Below are 17,297 nucleotides of genomic sequence, written 5' to 3'. Positions count from 1 at the left end.
CGGCGAAAATCATTGAACGCTGAATAAAAGCGTCTCACGGAAACATCAGGATTGGGGCTGCAATGAACCGTATCGTGAAATCCGCCTTGCTCGCCGGCGCCGCCTGGGGCGCGCTGTCCAGCTACGCCGTCGCGCAGGACGCCGGGGCCTCGCCGGGCCAGACGGACCCGCAGGCCAGCCAGCTGGGCGAGATCGTCGTCACCGCCCGCCGCCGCGAGGAAGCGCTGCAGGACGTGCCGATCGCCGTGACCGCCGTCTCGGGCGAAGCCCTCGAGAGCCGGGGCGCGGTGGACATCACCGAGCTGGCGCGCTCCACCCCCAGCCTGACGCTGAACTCGGCGCGGGGGTCCAACTCCACCCTGATCTCGTTCATCCGCGGCGTCGGTCAGCAGGATCCGCTCTGGGGCTTCGACCCGGGCGTGGGCCTCTATATCGACGACGTCTACGTCGCCCGTCCGCAGGCGGCTGTGCTGGACATCTTCGACGTCGAGCGGATCGAGGTGCTGCGCGGGCCGCAGGGCACCCTGTACGGCCGCAACACCATCGGCGGGGCGATCAAGTACGTCACGCGCCGGATCGGGGACGAGCCGGAGCTGGAGCTGCGTTCGGCCTACGGCAGCTACAACCAGTTCGACGCCATGGCCAGCCTCTCGGTGCCGGTCAACGACCGTTTCGGGGTCTCCGCCGCCGCGGCGCGCTATCTGCGCGACGGCTTCGGCGAGAACCTCAACACCGGCACCCAGCACTACAACAAGGACGTTTCCGCCGCTCGCCTGAGCGCCGAATGGACGCCGACCGACAGCCTCTTCTTCCGCCTCGCCGGGGACTGGGTGCAGGACAATTCGAACGCCCGCCACGGCCACCGCGAGGCGGCGCCGGTGCTCGAGGACGAGTACGACACCCGCGCCGGGGCGGGCGACCGCAACCGGGTGGAGACGCGCGGTCTGTCGCTGACCGGCGAATGGACGGTCAACGACTGGCTCACCCTGAAGTCGATCACCGCCTATCGTGACGGCTCGACGCGCGGCAACATCGACTTCGACAACCTCCCGGGGCCGATCCTCGACATCCCGGCGCAGTACGACGACGACCAGTTCAGTCAGGAGTTCCAGGCGCTGTTCGAGGGCGACCGCTGGTCGGGCGTCGCCGGGCTGTTCTATCTCGACGCCACGGCCTCGGGCGCGTTCGACACGGTCGTGGGCAACTTCAACCTGACCACCCTGACCTCGGGCAGCGTCGACACCAAGAGCTGGTCGGCGTTCGCGGACGTCACCTACGACCTCACCGACGCCCTGTCCGTGTCGGCCGGCGGCCGCTTCACGCACGACGAGAAGACCGGCACGGTGTTCCGCCAGCAGTACCTCGGCATCCGCAGCCCGCTCTTCGGCAACCCTTCGGCCGTTCCCCTCGGCGCGCCGCGGACCAACTACACCGACACCCGTGAGTTCGAGGAATTCACGCCCCGCGTCAGCGTCTCCTACGAGCTGAGCCCCGACTTCACGACCTATGCTTCGTGGAGCCGCGGCTTCAAGTCGGGCGGCTTCGACATGCGCGGCGATGCGGTGCTCTATCCCGACACCGTGCTGGGCTACGATCCGGAGACGGTCGAGACGATCGAGATCGGGCTGAAGGGAACGGTGTTCGACCGCCTGAACTTCGCCACGGCGATCTTCGACTCCTCCTATGAGGACCAGCAGATCACCACCCAGTACCCCGCCGGCGCGACGGTGGCCTCGGTGGTCGACAACGTCGGCTCCTCGTCGATCCGCGGCTGGGAGTTCGAGGGTTCGCTGCGGGTCAGCGACAATCTCGTGATCAACGGGATGCTGAGCTACATCGACGCCCAGTTCGACGAATTCCTCGCCTACATCCCGACCGGGCCGCTGAACACGACCTGCCCGACCCTGCCGGGCTGCTTCGTCGACGTGTCCGACCAGCGCGACTTCCAGAACACGCCGGAGTGGACGGGCGCGATCAGCGCCACCTGGACCCACTGGTTCGCCAACGGCTCCCAGATCGCCTTCACCCCGTCGGCCGCCTACCGCGGCGACTACCAGCAGTTCGAAACGCCGGCGCCGCTGCTCGACCAGGAGGCCTACTGGCTCTACGACGCGAGCCTGGTCTGGACCTCGGCCAACGATCGCTGGACCCTCGGCCTGCACGGCAAGAACCTGTCGGACGAGCGCTACAAGACCGGCGGCTACAACTTCCCGGGCGCGGCGACCGGCGACTCCGTGTCGGCGTTCTACGGCGCTCCCCGGACCCTGACGGCCCGCGTCGGCCTCAAGTTCTGATCTCCTGAAGCCTGATCGCTTCTGATCCGGGCGGCGGTTCTGACGAGCCGCCGCCCATTTTTTCTTCTGGCGCGCCGGTGCGGCGCCGCTAGGGTTCGAACCTTGTCGGAGGGAAAGCCATGACCACGGACGCCGTCGCCCCGGCCCGCCCGGGATACCGCTTCTACGTGCTGGCGGTGCTGATCCTCGTCTACATGCTGAACTTCCTGGACCGGCAGATCATCGGCATCCTCGCGGCGCCGCTGAAGGCCGAGTTCGGGCTCTCCGACAGCCAGTTCGGCCTGCTGGGCGGCATCGCCTTCGCCTCGGTCTATTCGACGCTGGCCATTCCCCTGGCCTGGCTGGCGGACCGGTTCAGCCGGGTGTGGATCATGACCGGCGCGCTGGCGGTGTGGTCCGGCTTCACCGCCCTGTGCGGGGTGGCCGGGTCCTTCGGGCAGCTGTTCCTGTTCCGGATGGGCGTCGGCGTCGGCGAAGCCGGCGGCGTGGCTCCGGCCTACTCCCTGATCTCGGACTATTTCCCGCCGCACCAGCGCGCGCGGGCGCTGGCGGGCTTCGCCTTCGGCATTCCGCTGGGGACGGCGGCCGGCACCCTCGTCGGCGGCCTGCTCGCCGCCGAGTACGGGTGGCGCACCGCGTTCATCGTCGTCGGCCTGATCGGCCTGGTGCTCGCGCCGCTGCTGCGCCTGACGGTGCGCGATCCGCAGCGGGGCGGGACGGACGCCGCCCGCACGGAGGCGCAGATCGCCGCCGCCGCGGCCCCGCCGGTCGCCGGCGCAGACCGGATCGGCCGCACGGCCGCCCTCGTCATGCTGGGGCTGGGCGCCGGCGCCCTCGCGCTCGCCGCCCTGGGGCGGTTCGCCGGTCTCGAGCTGGGCAACCCGCTGGTCTGGGCCTTCGGCGGCCTGCTCGCGGGCGTGATCGGGGTCTCGCTGATGATCGCCCGCCGCACCGCCTCGGCGGTGATCCCCAAGCCGAGCTTCTGGCTGCTGGCGCTCGGGGCGGCCTCCTCCTCGGTCTGCGGCTATGGCGTCGCCGGCTGGCTGCCGCTGTTCTTCATGCGCAGCTTCGACCTGACCCTGAAGCAGGTCAGCTGGTACTACGCCGGCATCGCCCTGATCGGCGGCCTGCTCGGCATCTGGCTGGGCGGCGCGATCGCCGACCGGCTGTCCCGCCGGGGGAAGGGCGCCTATCCGCTGACCCCGGCGATCGCCTTCCTGATCTCGGCGCCCCTGTTCATCGCGGCGATGAACGCGCCCTGGATCATCGGACTGGTGCTGCCGGGCGGCGGCACCAACGCGCAGCAGCTGATCCTCGCCTTCCTGATCTTCCTGATCCCGACCGGGCTGAATCTGGCCTGGCTGGGACCGGTGACCGCGGCGGTCCAGCACCTCGTGCCGGCGCCGATGCGCTCCACCGCCTCGGCCCTGTTCCTGCTGATCAACAACCTGCTCGGCATCGCGGTCGGCTTCTACTACTTCGGCTGGATGAGCGACCTGCTGGCCCCGCGCTTCGGCGACGAGAGCCTGCGCTGGGCCATCTACACGGGCATGGGCTTCTATGTGCTGGCCTCCGTCCTGCTGATCGGCGCCTCGCGCACCCTGAAGCGGGACTGGGTCGACTGAGGGGGCGGTTGCGCCTGCGAAGCCGCACCCCCTATAAGGCCGCCCAACTCCTCCCAGCGTTCGGCGGCTTTCCATGAACATCCACGAGTACCAGGCCAAGCAGGTCCTGAAGGGCTTCGGCGCTCCGGTCGCGGCCGGCGTCGCCATCACCTCGGCGGACGAGGCCGAGGCCGCGGCGAAGTCGCTGCCCGGCCCGCTCTATGTGGTGAAGTCGCAGATCCACGCCGGCGGCCGCGGCAAGGGCAAGTTCAAGGAGCTCGGCCCCGACGCCAAGGGCGGCGTGCGCCTGGCGAAGTCGGTCGAGGAGGCCGTCGCCCACGCCCGCGAGATGCTGGGCAACACCCTGGTGACCGCCCAGACCGGCCCGGCCGGCAAGCAGGTCAACCGGCTGTACATCGAGGACGGCGCCGACATCGCCCGCGAGCTGTACTGCTCGCTGCTGGTCGACCGCGCCACCGGCCGCGTCTCCTTCTTGGTCTCGACCGAGGGCGGCATGGATATCGAGGCGGTCGCCCACGACACGCCCGAGAAGATCGTCACCGTGGCCATCGACCCGGAGGCCGGCGTCACCGCCGCCGACGTGGCGAAGATCAACGCGGCGCTGAAGCTGGACGGTCCGGCCGCCCAGGACGGCGAGACCCTGTTCCCGACGCTGTACCGGGCCTTCGTCGAGAAGGACATGAGCCTGCTCGAGGTCAATCCGCTGATCGTCATGGAGAACGGCCGTCTGCGCGTGCTGGACGCCAAGGTCAGCTTCGACGGCAACGCCCTGTTCCGCCACCCGGACATGCTGGCGCTGCGGGACGAGACCGAGGAGGATCCGAAGGAGATCGAGGCCTCGAAGTGGGACCTCGCCTACGTCGCCCTGGACGGCAACATCGGCTGCATGGTCAACGGCGCCGGCCTGGCCATGGCGACGATGGACATCATCAAGCTGTACGGCAAGGAGCCGGCCAACTTCTGCGACGTCGGCGGCGGCGCCTCCAAGGAGAAGGTGGCGGCGGCCTTCAAGATCATCACCGCCGACCCGGCCGTGCAGGGCATCCTGGTCAACATCTTCGGCGGCATCATGCGCTGCGACGTCATCGCCGAGGGCGTGGTCGCCGCGGTGAAGGAAGTCGGTCTGAAGGTGCCGCTGGTGGTCCGCCTCGAAGGCACCAACGTCGACGAGGGCAAGCGCATCCTCAATGAGTCGGGCCTGGCCATCACCGCCGCGGACGACCTCGACGACGCCGCCCAGAAGATCGTCGCGGCGGTCGGCTGAGCCTGCGGGCCCGCCACCGACCGTCCCGCTGACCGAATAATCAGAGCAGATCCATGTCCATCCTCGTCGACAAGAACACCAAGGTCATCGTCCAGGGCCTGACCGGCAAGACCGGGACCTTCCACACCGAACAGGCGCTTCGCTACTACGGGACGAAGATGGTCGGCGGCGTGCACCCGAAGAAGGGCGGCGAGCTGTGGCACGGGTCGGAGGGCGAGACCCTGCCGATCTTCGCCAGCGTGGCGGAAGCGAAGGAAGCGACCGGCGCCGACGCCTCGGTCATCTATGTGCCGCCGGCGGGCGCCGCGGACGCCATCATCGAGGCCATCGACGCCGAGATCCCCTTCATCACCTGCATCACCGAGGGCATTCCGGTGCTGGACATGGTGCGGGTCAAGGCGCGGCTGGAGAAGTCGAAGTCGCGGCTGCTGGGCCCGAACTGCCCGGGCATCCTGACCCCGGAAGAGTGCAAGATCGGCATCATGCCGGGCTCGATCTTCAAGAAGGGCTCGGTCGGCGTGGTGTCGCGCTCGGGCACCCTGACCTATGAGGCGGTGTTCCAGACCACCAACGAGGGGCTCGGCCAGACCACCGCGGTCGGCATCGGCGGCGACCCGGTCAAGGGCACCGAGTTCATCGACGTGCTGGAGCTGTTCCTCGCCGACCCGGCCACCGAGTCGATCATCATGATCGGCGAGATCGGCGGCGCGGCCGAGGAGGAGGCCGCCCAGTTCCTGATCGACGAGGCGAAGAAGGGCCGCAGCAAGCCGATGGCCGGCTTCATCGCCGGCCGGACCGCGCCGAAGGGGCGGACCATGGGTCACGCCGGGGCCGTGGTCTCGGGCGGCAAGGGCGACGCGGAGTCCAAGATCGCCGCCATGGAGGCCGCCGGCATCCGCGTCTCGCCGTCGCCGGCCCGGCTGGGGGCGACACTGGTGGAAGTGCTGAAGGGCTGATCGACCGCCGCCCGACGCCGCGAAGCCCCCGGACCGCCGGGGGCTTTGTCGTTTCCGGAGGTCGCCGTATGTCCCGCTTGTGGGGCAAAATCGTGCGAATTTCGCCGGGAATCGGCGTTTTCGCCGCTATTCGGTCATGACCGGTAAGGAAACAGCGCCTATATGAGCCGTCGCCTCCGCGCGGACGTGCGCGCGCGACTCCAGGGACGTGACGAGAACCATGGCGGACGATGCCGGTCGGCTGAACCAGGTCTTTGCCGAGACCAGCTTCCTGTACGGGTCGAACGCCGCCTTCATTGAGGACCTTCACGAGAAGTGGGCCAACGATCCCGCTTCCGTCTCCGCCGAGTGGCGCGCCTTCTTCGACCAGCTGCGCGACAACGTCGAGCAGGTGAAGGCGTCGGCCGCGGCCGGCTCCTGGGGTCGTCCGGTCGTCACCGAGCCGAGCGAGGCCACCGGCGTGTTCGACGGTCGCTGGCCGGCGCCGAAGCCCGATCCGAAGAAGGCGGCAGCGGCCAAGCCCGCCGCGGCGGCCGCCTCGGCGGACGACATCCGCGCCGCCGCCCACGACTCGATCCGCGCCCTGATGCTGATCCGCAGCTACCGGGTGCGCGGTCATCTGCAGGCCACGCTGGACCCGCTGGGGATCGAGCAGCCGACCGAGAATCCGGAGCTGACGCCGGCCTTCTACGGCTTCTCCGAGGCGGACCTCGACCGCCCCATCTTCCTCGACGGCGTGCTGGGTCTGGAGACCGGCACCATCCGCGAGGTGCTGGCGATCCTGAAGCGCACCTACTGCGGCCACATCGGCATCCAGTTCATGCACATCGCCGAGCCGGAGGAGAAATCCTGGCTGCAGGCGCGGTTCGAGGGCGCCGACAAGTTCGAGCAGAACGCCTTCACCAAGGAGGGCAAGCTCGCCATCCTCAACAAGCTGATCGAGGCCGAGGGTTTCGAGCGCTTCCTGCACAAGCGCTTCCCGGGCACCAAGCGCTTCGGCCTCGACGGCGGCGAGGCGATGGTTCCGGCCCTCGAGCAGGTGATCAAGCGCGGCGGCGCTCTGGGCGTCGACGAGATCGTGCTGGGCATGGCCCACCGCGGCCGTCTGAACGTGCTGGCGGCGGTGATGGGCAAGCCCTACCGCGCCATCTTCCACGAGTTCCAGGGCGGGTCGACCGTGCCGTCGGACATCGAGGGTTCGGGCGACGTCAAATACCACATGGGCGCCAGCTCGGACCGGGAGTTCGACGGCAACCGGGTCCACCTGTCGCTGACCGCCAACCCGTCCCACCTCGAGATCGTCAATCCGGTGGTGCTGGGCAAGGCGCGCGCGAAGCAGGCCTTCGACATCCGCGAGGCCAACGCCGGCCAGCCGGAGGAGCAGTGGGCGCTCGACCGGTCCAAGGTCGTGCCGCTGCTGATCCACGGCGACGCCGCCTTCGCCGGCCAGGGCGTGGTGGCCGAGTGCTTCGCCCTGATGGGCCTGAAGGGCTACCGCACCGGCGGCACCCTGCACTTCGTCGTCAACAACCAGATCGGCTTCACCACCAGCCCGCGGAACAGCCGCTCGTCGCCGTATCCGTCGGACGTGGCCCTGATGGTCCAGGCCCCGATCTTCCACGTGAACGGGGACGATCCCGAGGCCGTGGTCTTCGCCGCCAAGGTGGCCACCGAGTTCCGCCAGAAGTTCCACAAGGACGTGGTGGTGGACATGTTCTGCTACCGCCGCTTCGGCCACAACGAGGGCGACGACCCGACCTTCACCCAGCCGCTGATGTATTCGAAGATCCGCGCCCAGCCGTCGACGCGCGAGATCTACACGGAGCGCCTGATCCGCGAGGGCGTCATCACCCAGGCCGAGGTCGACGCCGAGATCGCCCGCTTCGAGGCCTTCCTCGACGCCGAGTTCGAGGCCGGCAAGACGTTCGAGGCGAAGAAGGCCGACTGGCTGGACGGCCAGTGGACCGGCATCGGCCTGCCGGAGGGCGAGGACCGCCGCGGCGAGACGGCCGTGCCGGCCGCCACCCTGGCCGATCTGGGGCATCGCCTGACCACCATCCCGAACGCGGTCGATGTCCACAAGACGCTGAAGCGGGTCATCGACGGCCGTCGCGAGATGATCACGACTGGCCAGAACATCGACTGGGCGACCGCCGAGAGCCTGGCCTTCGCCAGCCTGCTCGAGGAGGGCTTCCCCGTTCGCCTGTCGGGCCAGGACTCGGTGCGCGGCACCTTCAGCCAGCGCCACTCGGGCGTGGTCGACCAGACCACCGAGCGCCGCTACGTGCCGCTCAACAACCTGTCGGAACGGCAGGCGCAGTTCGAGGTCATCGACTCCGCCCTGTCGGAAGAGGCGGTGCTGGGCTTCGAGTACGGCTACGCGCTCAGCGACCCCAACACCCTGGTGATGTGGGAGGCCCAGTTCGGCGACTTCGTGAACGGCGCCCAGGTGGTCATCGACCAGTTCATCTCCTCGGGCGAGCGCAAGTGGCTGCGCATGTGCGGCCTCGTGATGCTGCTGCCGCACGGCTACGAGGGGCAGGGACCGGAGCACTCCTCGGCCCGCCTCGAGCGCTTCCTGCAGCTCTGCGCCGAGGACAACATGCAGGTGGCCAACTGCACCACCCCGGCCAACTACTTCCACATCCTGCGTCGCCAGATGCACCGGCCGTTCCGCAAGCCGCTGATCATCATGACGCCCAAGTCGCTGCTGCGGCACAAGAAGGCGGTCTCGACCCTGGCCGACATGGCCGAGGGCAGCTCGTTCCACCGCGTCCTGCACGACGACGCCCAGACCCGGCCCGAGGTCGCCGGGGGGTCGATCAAGGCGGACAAGGACATCCGCCGCGTCGTGCTGTGCTCGGGCAAGGTCTACTATGACCTGCTGGAGCGGCGGGAGCGGGACGGCGTCGACGACGTTTACCTGCTGCGCCTCGAGCAGTTCTATCCGTGGCCGATGAAGTCGCTGATGACCGAGCTGGCCCGCTTCCCGGACGCCGAGCTGGTCTGGTGCCAGGAGGAGCCCAAGAACATGGGCGGCTGGACTTTCGTCGACCCGTGGCTGGAGCTGACGCTGGAGAAGCTGGACGTGAAGGCGAAGCGCGCCCGCTACGTCGGCCGCCCGGCCTCGGCCTCGACCGCCGCCGGCCTGATGAGCCGCCACCTGAAGGAACTGGACGCCTTCCTGACCGAAGCCTTCGCCCGCTAACCCGCTGACACCGACCTGAACGAGACCTGGACCGCACCATGGCCGACATCCTGACCCCCGCCCTCGGCGAATCCGTCACCGAGGCCACCATCGGCAAGTGGACGAAGAAGGCCGGCGATCCGGTGAAGAAGGACGAGGTCCTGGTCGAGCTGGAGACCGACAAGGTGTCGCTCGAGGTCGTCGCCCCGGCCGACGGCGTGCTGTCCGAAATCCGCGCCGCCGACGGCGAGACCGTGACTCCGGGCGCCGTGCTCGGCGTGGTCAGCGAGGGCGCCACGGCCGCGGCCGCTCCCAAGGCGGAGGCGCCGAAGGCCGAAGCCGCCGCGCCGGCGGCCGCGCCGTCGGGCGAAGCCGTGGCGATCAGCGTCCCGACCATGGGCGAGAGCGTCGCCGAAGGGACCATGGGGGCCTGGCTGAAGGCGTCCGGCGACACCGTGGCCAAGGACGAGCTGCTGGTCGAGATCGAGACCGACAAGGTCGCCGTCGAGGTGTCGGCCCCCGCCGCCGGCGTGCTGACCATCTCGGCCGACGCCGGCGCCACCGTGACCCCGGGCCAGCAGATCGGCTCGATCGCCGCCTCTGGCGCCGCCGCGCCGGCCGCCGCGCCGTCCGCCGCCGCTCCGGCCGCGGCCCCGGCGAAGTCCGACGCCCCGCACCTCTCCCCGGCGGTGCAGCGGGTGGTGGCCGAGAACAACCTCGACCCGAAGGCCATTCCGGCCACCGGCCCGAAGGGCAACATCACCAAGGCCGACGCCCTGGCCGCCATCGGCTCGGCTGCGCCGAAGGCCGCTCCGGCCCCCGCGGCCGCCCCGGCCGCGCCGCGCGCCGACCAGCCGCGCGAGGAGCGGGTGAAGATGACGCGCCTGCGTCAGACCATCGCCCGCCGCCTGAAGGAATCCCAGAACACCGCCGCCCAGCTGACCACCTTCAACGAGGTGGACATGACCGAGGTCATGGCCCTGCGCAGCCAGTACAAGGAGGTGTTCGAGAAGCGCCACGGGGTGAAGCTGGGCTTCATGAGCTTCTTCACCCGGGCCGTGGTGCAGGCCCTGCACGAGATTCCGGCGGTCAACGCCGAGATCGACGGCACAGACATCATCTACAAGAACCACTACGACATCGGCATCGCCGTCGGCACCGAGAAGGGTCTGGTCGTGCCGGTGCTGCGCGACGCCGACCAGCTGACCCTGGCGGGCATCGAGAAGGGCATCGCCGCGCTTGGCAAGGCGGCCCGCGACGGCGAGCTGACCCTCGACCAGCTGCAGGGCGGCACCTTCACCATCACCAACGGCGGCACCTACGGCTCGCTGATGTCGACGCCGATCCTCAACTCGCCGCAGTCGGGCATCCTCGGCATGCACAACATCGTGCAGCGCCCGATGGCGGTGAACGGCGAGGTGAAGATCCGCCCGATGATGTACCTGGCCCTGAGCTACGATCACCGCATCGTCGACGGCAAGGAGGCGGTGACTTTCCTCGTCCGCGTCAAGGAACTGCTGGAAGATCCGGCCCGGGCGCTGCTGGACCTGTAGGGCGAACGGGCGATGATCGAGATCGCCCGCTTCGATGACGTCTACGAGGCCGAACTGGCGGTGGCCTTCCTCGCCGCACACGGCGTCGCGGCGCAGGTGGCGGATCGCGGTCTCGCCACCATCGATCCGCTGCTGCAGAGGGCGGTCGGTGGACTGCGGGTCATGGCCGAGGCCCGCGACGGACCGCGGGCGCGCGATCTGCTGGCGCGGGCGCGGGCCGGGGAGTTCATCGAGGCGGACGCCGACGGCATTCCGGAACAGGAATCGGCAGGCAGCACCGGCGTGGCCGTGCTCAGCGCGCTCGCCGGCGGTTTCTCTGGGACGCGCCGCCTGCGCCGGCTGCGGCCGGTGCACTGGATCGGGCTGGGACTGGTGATCGTGCTGTTCGTCCTGCCCGGGCTCCTGCACTGGAGCGCCCGGCTGGGCCTCACTCCCGCCGGCTGAGCTCTCCCAGCACCGCCTCCGTGTCCGCCCCCAGCGAGGGCGGCGGCCGGTCGTAGGCGACCGGCGTCCGCGACATGCGGATGGGGGAGGCGACCGTGCGAACCGGCGCCGCCAGATCGGCCCGGGCCTGCTCCACTTCCAGCCCGCGATGCCGGGCCTGGGGCTCGGCGAACACCTGGTCGATCGTGTTGACCGGTCCGCACGGCACCCCGGCCGCCTCGAGCAGGGTCATCAGGCCATGCATCGTCCGACCCGCCGTCAGCGCCGACAGCTCGGCCGTCAGCACGGCGCGGTGCTCGATGCGCAGGGCGTTGGTCAGGAAACGGGGATCGGCGCCCAGCCCCGGCGCGCCCAGCGCCTGCGCCAGGGCGCGGAACTGGCCGTCGTTGCCGACGGCGATGACGACCATGCCGTCCGTGCACGGAAAGGGCTGATAGGGGGCCAGGTTGGGGTGGGCGTTGCCCATGCGGGTCGGCGCCCGGCCGGAGACGAAGAAGTTGGTCGCCTGGTTGGCCAGCATGGCCGCCTGGACGTCGAACAGGGCGATGTCGATGTGCTGGCCCTCGCCGGTCGCCCGAGCGTGCAGCAGTGCGGCGAGGATGGCGTTGGAGGCGTAGAGGCCGGTGAACAGGTCGACCACGGCGACCCCGACCTTCATCGGCTCGGCCCCCGGCGCGCCGTCCGGCTGGCCGGTAATCGACATCAGCCCGCCCATGGCCTGGATCATGTAGTCGTAGCCGGCCCGGTGCGCGTCCGGCCCGTCCTGGCCGAAACCGGTGATCGAGCAACAGACCAGGCGCGGATTGATCGCCAGAAGCGAGTCGTGGTCCAGGCCGTACTTCCGCAGGCCGGCGGTCTTGAAGTTCTCCACCACCACGTCGCAGGTCTTCGCCAGCTCGCGCACGGCGGCGGCGCCCTCGGGCGAGGCGATGTCCAGCTCGACGGACTTCTTGCCCCGGTTGGCGCACAGGAAGTAGGCGGCGTCGCCCCTTGAGCCGTCGGCCCGCGTGGTGAAGGGCGGCCCCCAGTGACGGGTGTCGTCGCCCGCCCCGGGCCGCTCGATCTTGATCACCTCGGCGCCCAGGTCGGCGAGCGTCTGGGTGGCCCAGGGGCCGGCCAGGACGCGGCTGAGGTCGAGGACGCGCACGCCGGAGAGGGGGCCTTGGGTCATTCCGCGTGCTTAGCCCCTGTGGCCGGGCGGGTGAAGCTTACAGCCCCACGTCCCACACGCCCGCATCGCGCATCCGGCATTCGCGGGCCTCGCGCGCCCGCCCGCCCAGCTCGTCGGCCATGCAGCAGATCGAGCTCGACACCGTCGCCTTGTGCAGCCCGGGCACCACGGCATGGACGAAGGCGCAGCCGGCCAGCTTCAACAGCCGCACGCCGAACCGCGACGAGGCGGCCATGTGCTCGAAATAGCTCTCCTCGACTTCCCGGGGGTGGTCGACGAACAGGCGGTTGAAGGTCTGGATCATGATGGCGGTCCGGCGTGTCGCGGGCGCTCCCTCTACCCGCGGCGGCCATTCTGGCCTAAACCGCGCCGCAGAACAGGGGGCGTCCGTCACCGTAACGTGACGAGGGCGTAGGCGCCCCGGAAATCGCTCAGGAAGACAATCCGATGGCCGACGGCTCCGCTTCTCCCGCCAAGACCTTCCGCTGGGACGACCCGCTGGACCTCGATGGCCGGCTGACCGACGACGAGCGGATGATTCGCGACGCCGCCCGGTCGTACGCGCGCGAACAGCTGCTGCCGCGGGTCGTCGCCGCCTTCCGCGACGAGACCTTCGACCGGTCGATCATGACCGAGATGGGCGAGATGGGCTTCCTCGGCGCCATGCTGCCGGAACAGTACGGCGGCTCGTCAGCGTCACACGTGGCCTACGGCCTGATCGCCCGCGAGATCGAGGCGGTCGACAGCGGCTACCGCTCGGCCATGTCGGTGCAGTCGTCGCTGGCCATGTACCCGATCTACGCCTTCGGCTCGGAGGAGCAGAAGATGCGCTTCCTGCCGAAGATGGCCGCCGGCGAGCTGATCGGCTGCTTCGGTCTGACCGAGGCCGACGGCGGTTCGGACCCGGCGTCGATGAAGACGAAGGCGGAGAAGGTCGAGGGCGGCTACCGCCTGAACGGCGCCAAATACTGGATCACCAATTCGCCGATCAGCGACCTGGCGGTGGTCTGGGCCAAGCTGGACGACGTGATCCGCGGCTTCATCGTCGAGCGCGGCATGGACGGCTTCACCACCGACAAGATCGGCGACAAGCTCAGCCTTCGCGCCTCGATCACCGGCGACATCGGCCTCAACGACGTCTTCGTGCCGGAAGAAAACCTGCTGCCCGGCGTGAAGGGCCTGCGCGGGCCGTTCTCCTGCCTCAACAAGGCGCGCTACGGCATCGCCTGGGGCGCCATGGGCGCCGCCGAGTTCTGCTTCCACGCCACCCGCGACTACGTCGCCGAACGCATGCTGTTCGGCCGGCCGCTGTCGTCGCGCCAGCTGGTCCAGAAGAAGCTGGCCGACATGCAGACCGAGATCTTCCTCGGCCTCGAGGGCGCGCTGGCGCTGGGCCGGCTGCTCGACCAGGGGGCCTGGGTCCCGGAGGCCATCTCGATGATGAAGCGGAACAACTGCGGCAAGGCCCTGGCCATCGCCCGCGAGGCCCGCGACATGCACGGCGGCGCCGGCATCACCGGCGAGATGCACGTCATGCGCCACGCCATGAACCTCGAGACGGTCAACACCTACGAGGGCGCCCACGACGTCCACGCCCTGATCCTCGGCCGGGCGATCACCGGCGAGAGCGCCTTCTGATCTACTCCGCCGGAGCCTCGGCCTCCCGCGCGCCGGTGTTGACCTCGGGGACGTAGAGGCCGGTGACCAGCCGTGTCACGAAGCCGGCCGGCTGGGTCCGCGGGCCGAAGCGGGCGCAGGGGTCCGGGTCCGGGATCGGCCGCACCGCCCGGTCGGGCGGGGCGAAGGCGTCGCCCACTGCATCGCCGAACGGCTCGGCCAGCTGCAGGGCGTCGCCGACCCGCGACAGCGACGGCGTATCGGTTCCCACGACCGTGGCGTTCCGCGCCCAGGCGAGGGCGGCGATCTGCCGCCCGCCGGCGAGCAGCTCCGCCTCGGCGGCGAGACCTCCGGTCGTCCCCGGCACGCGCAGCGTCCCGGGCCCCGGGATAAGGGCGTTGGCCACCGCCGCCACGCCCGAGCCGGCCGCGCCGGTGGGACGGATGTCGATCACGCCGGTGCGGACCCGCGCCACGCCCTCCGGCGTCGGGGACAGGGTGAACCGCTCGCTCATCTCGTAGCAGACCTGCCGGTCCACCTCGCGCAGCACCATCCGGCCCTCCGCCTCGGTCAGCCCCGCGGCGGCGTCGCCGATCAGCACCGCGGGCTCCAGCCAGACCCGGTCGATCGCCGCGGCCGTCGGCTCGTCCCGGTGTTCCCGGATGGATGCGCGGACAGTGTCGCTGCGCGTCTGCAGGCGGCTGTAGTCGCTCAGGAAGCCGCCATTCGCCGCCGGAGCGGTCTGGCAGGCGGCGAGGCCGGCGGCGGCGGCCATGGCGGCCGCGGGCGAAAGTCGTCTGATCATGGGGCGCTCCTCGCGACCACTACGCGCGAGGGGGCCATCCGGATGCGATCAGGAAGCGTCAGGCGCCAGGCGTTGCCATTCGCCGGGGCGGCCCTATCGTGGCGGGGCGGGAGGAGGACCCTGTGAGCATCGCCATCCCCAGCGACCCGGCCGAGGCCGATCCCTTCGCCCAGCTGCGCGAGGCCTTCGCCGGTCGGACCGCCTTGCTGCTGGAGGACGACCCGGCGCTGGCGGATCATGTGGCCGGGCGGCTGGTCGCCGCCGGCTTCGCCGGGGTCGACCGTTTCGACGCCGGGGAGGGGGCGATCGAGGCCGCCGGCGCGCGCGCCTACGACGTGCTGATCCTCGACCGGCTGACGCGGGGACTGGACGGGCTGGAGACGCTGCGGCGGCTGCGGGCGGGCGGCGGCCCCTCGGCCGAGGCGCCGGCGCTGATGCTGACCGCCCTGGGCGCCGAACGGCAGAAGGTCGAGGGCCTGCTGGGCGGGGCGGACGACTACCTCGCCAAGCCGGTGGGCGACGAGGAGCTGCTGGCGCGGATCGCCGCCCAGCTGCGCCGGTCGCCCCGCACCCGCGCCGCCGGCGGCGACATCGTCAACGGGCCGTTCCGGCTGTCGTCGGGGGCGCGCACCCTCAGGTTCGAGAGCGGGGGCGCGGCGCGGGTCATCGACCTGTCGCCCCTCGAATTCGCCATCGTCTGCGAGCTGATGAGCGCCCGCGGCCAGCCGGTGACCAAGGCCATGCTCTGGGACCGCTGCTGGGTGGAATGGCGGTTCCTCCCGGACAACTACGTCAACATCATTGACGCGCGGATCAGCGCCCTCCGCCGCCGGCTGAAGGAGCAGACCCCGGAGCTGGGCGAGGCGCTGCACCCGCTGATCGTCTCGGCCCGCAGCCAGAGCCTGGTGTTCCGCGACCTGTCGCACGCGCAGGCCTGAATCATGGCGTCGCCGGCCCCGAGCGGCGGACGCGGCTGGCTGGGCCGCCTGACGACCACCCAGCTGGCCGCCGGCATCGCCGTCCTGTCGGCCGCGGCCCTGACCGCATCCCTGCTGGTGACCGGAGCCGCGGTTCGCCACGAGCAGCGCCAGACCGCGGCGCTGGCGGCGCTCGACGACTACAGCGCCATGGTCGCCAAGCTGAACCTCGATTCCGGCATGACCCGCGAGTCGATCACCCCCGCGGACGCCATCTACCTGTCCAACTGGCTCGCCGCCTTCCAGGACGGGCCGGCCCGGCAGGGCGAGGCGCAGTCGCTGGAGGAGGCCTGCCGCACCGGCCGCGGCGGCGCCGGCGTGCGCTTCATCCGTCCGCCGGTCGGCGAGCCCGCCGGCCTGGCGGTGCTCGGCGGCGAGATGGGCGAGCGCGCGCCGCGGCTGGGAGCGGACGTCTGGGTGGTGCGCCTCAAGGCGGGCCAGCTGTGCCGCGCGCGGCCGGTGGAGGTGGTGGTGGTCCGCCGGGCGGTCGGCGCCCTCGACATCGCCGTGGGACGGGTGGTGGACCGCTCCGGCGCCGCCTGGGCGCGCGCCGTCGCCATTGTCCTGGGGCTCGGCGTCCTGCTGCTCGTGCTGGGTCTGGCGGTCGCCGCCTTCGCCCGCCGCCGGTTCACCAGCGCGGTGCGCGAGGTCAGCCGGGCCCTCGACCGCGCGGCCGTCGGCGACTTCTCGCTGCGGGCGCCGGCGACCGGCGTGGCGCCGGAGCTGACCGAGCTGTCCGGGCACGTCAACCGCACCCTCGACCGGCTGGAGGAGCTGCTCGCCTGGCTGAGGGATTCCGCGGACCAGCTGGCGCACGACTTCCGCACGCCGCTGGCGCGCGCCTCCGCCCGGCTGGACCAGCTCGCGGCGGCGGCGTCCGACCCCGCGACCCGCCGCCTCGCCGCCGAGGCGCGCGCCGACCTCGACGCCCTGATCCGCGCCATGAACGAGGCGATGGCGCTGCGCGACGGAGAGGCCTGGCGATTCGAGACGGTGCGCCTCGACCGGCTCGCCGCCCAGGCGGCCGAGCTGTACCAGCCGCTGGCCGAGGAGCGCGGCGTCTCGATCCGGCTCGCGATCGGGCCGACCGAGGTGCTGGGGGTGGCGTCGCTGCTGCAGCGGGCCGTGGCCAACCTCGTCGACAACGCCGTCAAGTTCTCGCCGGAGGGCGGCGAGGTCGTCCTCGCGGCGGGCCGGGACGACGCGGGCCCGTGGCTGTCGGTGGCGGACGAGGGACCCGGCTTCGCCGCCGAGGGCCCCGCGCCGCCGACGGATCCGGAGCGCGAAAGCCACGGCATGGGGCTGGCCTTCGTCCGCGCCATCCTGCGCCGCCACGGCGCCGCCATGACGATTGATGACGGCCGTCCGGGGGCTGTCGTCACGATGCGTTTCTCGCGCTAGGCT

13 protein-coding genes are annotated in these 17,297 nt (G+C 70.8%); 10 read left to right on the top strand and 3 right to left on the bottom strand.

All coding sequences use genetic code 11. From position 1 onward, the window contains the following. The first annotated feature begins 62 nt into the window (after window positions 1–62). The 7 genes from H2038_RS03830 to H2038_RS03795 all read left to right on the top strand — a co-directional run bounded on the left by H2038_RS03830 (window position 63) and on the right by H2038_RS03795 (window position 11,323). A complete protein-coding gene (locus H2038_RS03830; protein ID WP_292109325.1) occupies window positions 63–2,294 on the top strand; it encodes a TonB-dependent receptor in 2,232 nt (743 codons plus the stop codon). A 119-nt stretch (window positions 2,295–2,413) separates the two neighbouring features. Further along, on the top strand, window positions 2,414–3,919 hold the full coding sequence (locus H2038_RS03825) for an MFS transporter (protein ID WP_292109323.1): 1,506 nt from the start codon (window positions 2,414–2,416) through the stop codon (window positions 3,917–3,919). Between the two features lie 73 nt (window positions 3,920–3,992). Continuing rightward, entirely contained in the window at window positions 3,993–5,183 is a 1,191-nt protein-coding gene (gene sucC / locus H2038_RS03820; protein ID WP_292109321.1) for an ADP-forming succinate--CoA ligase subunit beta, read from the top strand. Window positions 5,184–5,236: 53 nt separating this feature from the next. Further along, window positions 5,237–6,139 (top strand): succinate--CoA ligase subunit alpha, encoded by a 903-nt coding sequence (sucD, locus tag H2038_RS03815; RefSeq protein WP_292109319.1) that lies wholly within the window; start codon window positions 5,237–5,239, stop codon window positions 6,137–6,139. Between the two features lie 220 nt (window positions 6,140–6,359). Further along, on the top strand, window positions 6,360–9,347 hold the full coding sequence (locus H2038_RS03810) for a 2-oxoglutarate dehydrogenase E1 component (protein ID WP_292109317.1): 2,988 nt from the start codon (window positions 6,360–6,362) through the stop codon (window positions 9,345–9,347). 38 nt (window positions 9,348–9,385) lie between these two features. Continuing rightward, entirely contained in the window at window positions 9,386–10,879 is a 1,494-nt protein-coding gene (gene odhB / locus H2038_RS03800; RefSeq protein ID WP_366926481.1) for a 2-oxoglutarate dehydrogenase complex dihydrolipoyllysine-residue succinyltransferase, read from the top strand. A 12-nt stretch (window positions 10,880–10,891) separates the two neighbouring features. Next, the gene (locus H2038_RS03795; protein ID WP_292109316.1) at window positions 10,892–11,323 is read left to right on the top strand and encodes a DUF2007 domain-containing protein; all 432 of its coding nucleotides are present in this window, start codon (window positions 10,892–10,894) and stop codon (window positions 11,321–11,323) included. On the opposite strand, the gene H2038_RS03790 is transcribed toward H2038_RS03795, so the two are convergent. Beyond that, window positions 11,307–12,494, bottom strand: coding sequence for a CaiB/BaiF CoA-transferase family protein (locus tag H2038_RS03790; protein ID WP_292109315.1), 1,188 nt, complete (start codon window positions 12,492–12,494; stop codon window positions 11,307–11,309). The two genes, H2038_RS03795 and H2038_RS03790, sit on opposite strands and share 17 nt — an antisense overlap. A 37-nt stretch (window positions 12,495–12,531) precedes the next feature. Beyond that, window positions 12,532–12,798, bottom strand: a complete 267-nt coding sequence (locus tag H2038_RS03785) for a DUF6356 family protein (protein ID WP_292109314.1) — start codon at window positions 12,796–12,798, stop codon at window positions 12,532–12,534. A gap of 143 nt (window positions 12,799–12,941) precedes the next feature. Between H2038_RS03785 and H2038_RS03780 the strand changes: the two genes are divergently transcribed. Then, complete coding sequence (locus H2038_RS03780; protein ID WP_292109313.1) at window positions 12,942–14,132, top strand: acyl-CoA dehydrogenase; 1,191 nt, start codon at window positions 12,942–12,944, stop codon at window positions 14,130–14,132. Window position 14,133: 1 nt separating this feature from the next. On the opposite strand, the gene H2038_RS03775 is transcribed toward H2038_RS03780, so the two are convergent. After that, on the bottom strand, window positions 14,134–14,916 hold the full coding sequence (locus H2038_RS03775) for a DUF3313 family protein (protein ID WP_292109312.1): 783 nt from the start codon (window positions 14,914–14,916) through the stop codon (window positions 14,134–14,136). A gap of 122 nt (window positions 14,917–15,038) precedes the next feature. Here H2038_RS03775 and H2038_RS03770 point away from each other — a divergent pair, with 122 nt between their 5' ends. Together H2038_RS03770 and H2038_RS03765 are read left to right on the top strand one after the other, a co-directional pair. Beyond that, the gene (locus tag H2038_RS03770) at window positions 15,039–15,854 is read left to right on the top strand and encodes a response regulator transcription factor (RefSeq protein WP_292109310.1); all 816 of its coding nucleotides are present in this window, start codon (window positions 15,039–15,041) and stop codon (window positions 15,852–15,854) included. A gap of 3 nt (window positions 15,855–15,857) precedes the next feature. Beyond that, window positions 15,858–17,294 carry a HAMP domain-containing sensor histidine kinase gene (locus tag H2038_RS03765; protein WP_292109308.1) on the top strand — a complete coding sequence of 479 codons (1,437 nt, stop codon included), beginning with the start codon at window positions 15,858–15,860 and terminating at the stop codon, window positions 17,292–17,294. Window positions 17,295–17,297 lie beyond the last annotated feature (3 nt).

The sequence above is a fragment of the Brevundimonas sp. genome, from assembly GCF_013912005.1.
GTDB lineage: Bacteria > Pseudomonadota > Alphaproteobacteria > Caulobacterales > Caulobacteraceae > Brevundimonas.
Note: the sequence above shows the minus strand (reverse complement) of the source record. Positions and strands in the feature narration are given on the sequence as shown.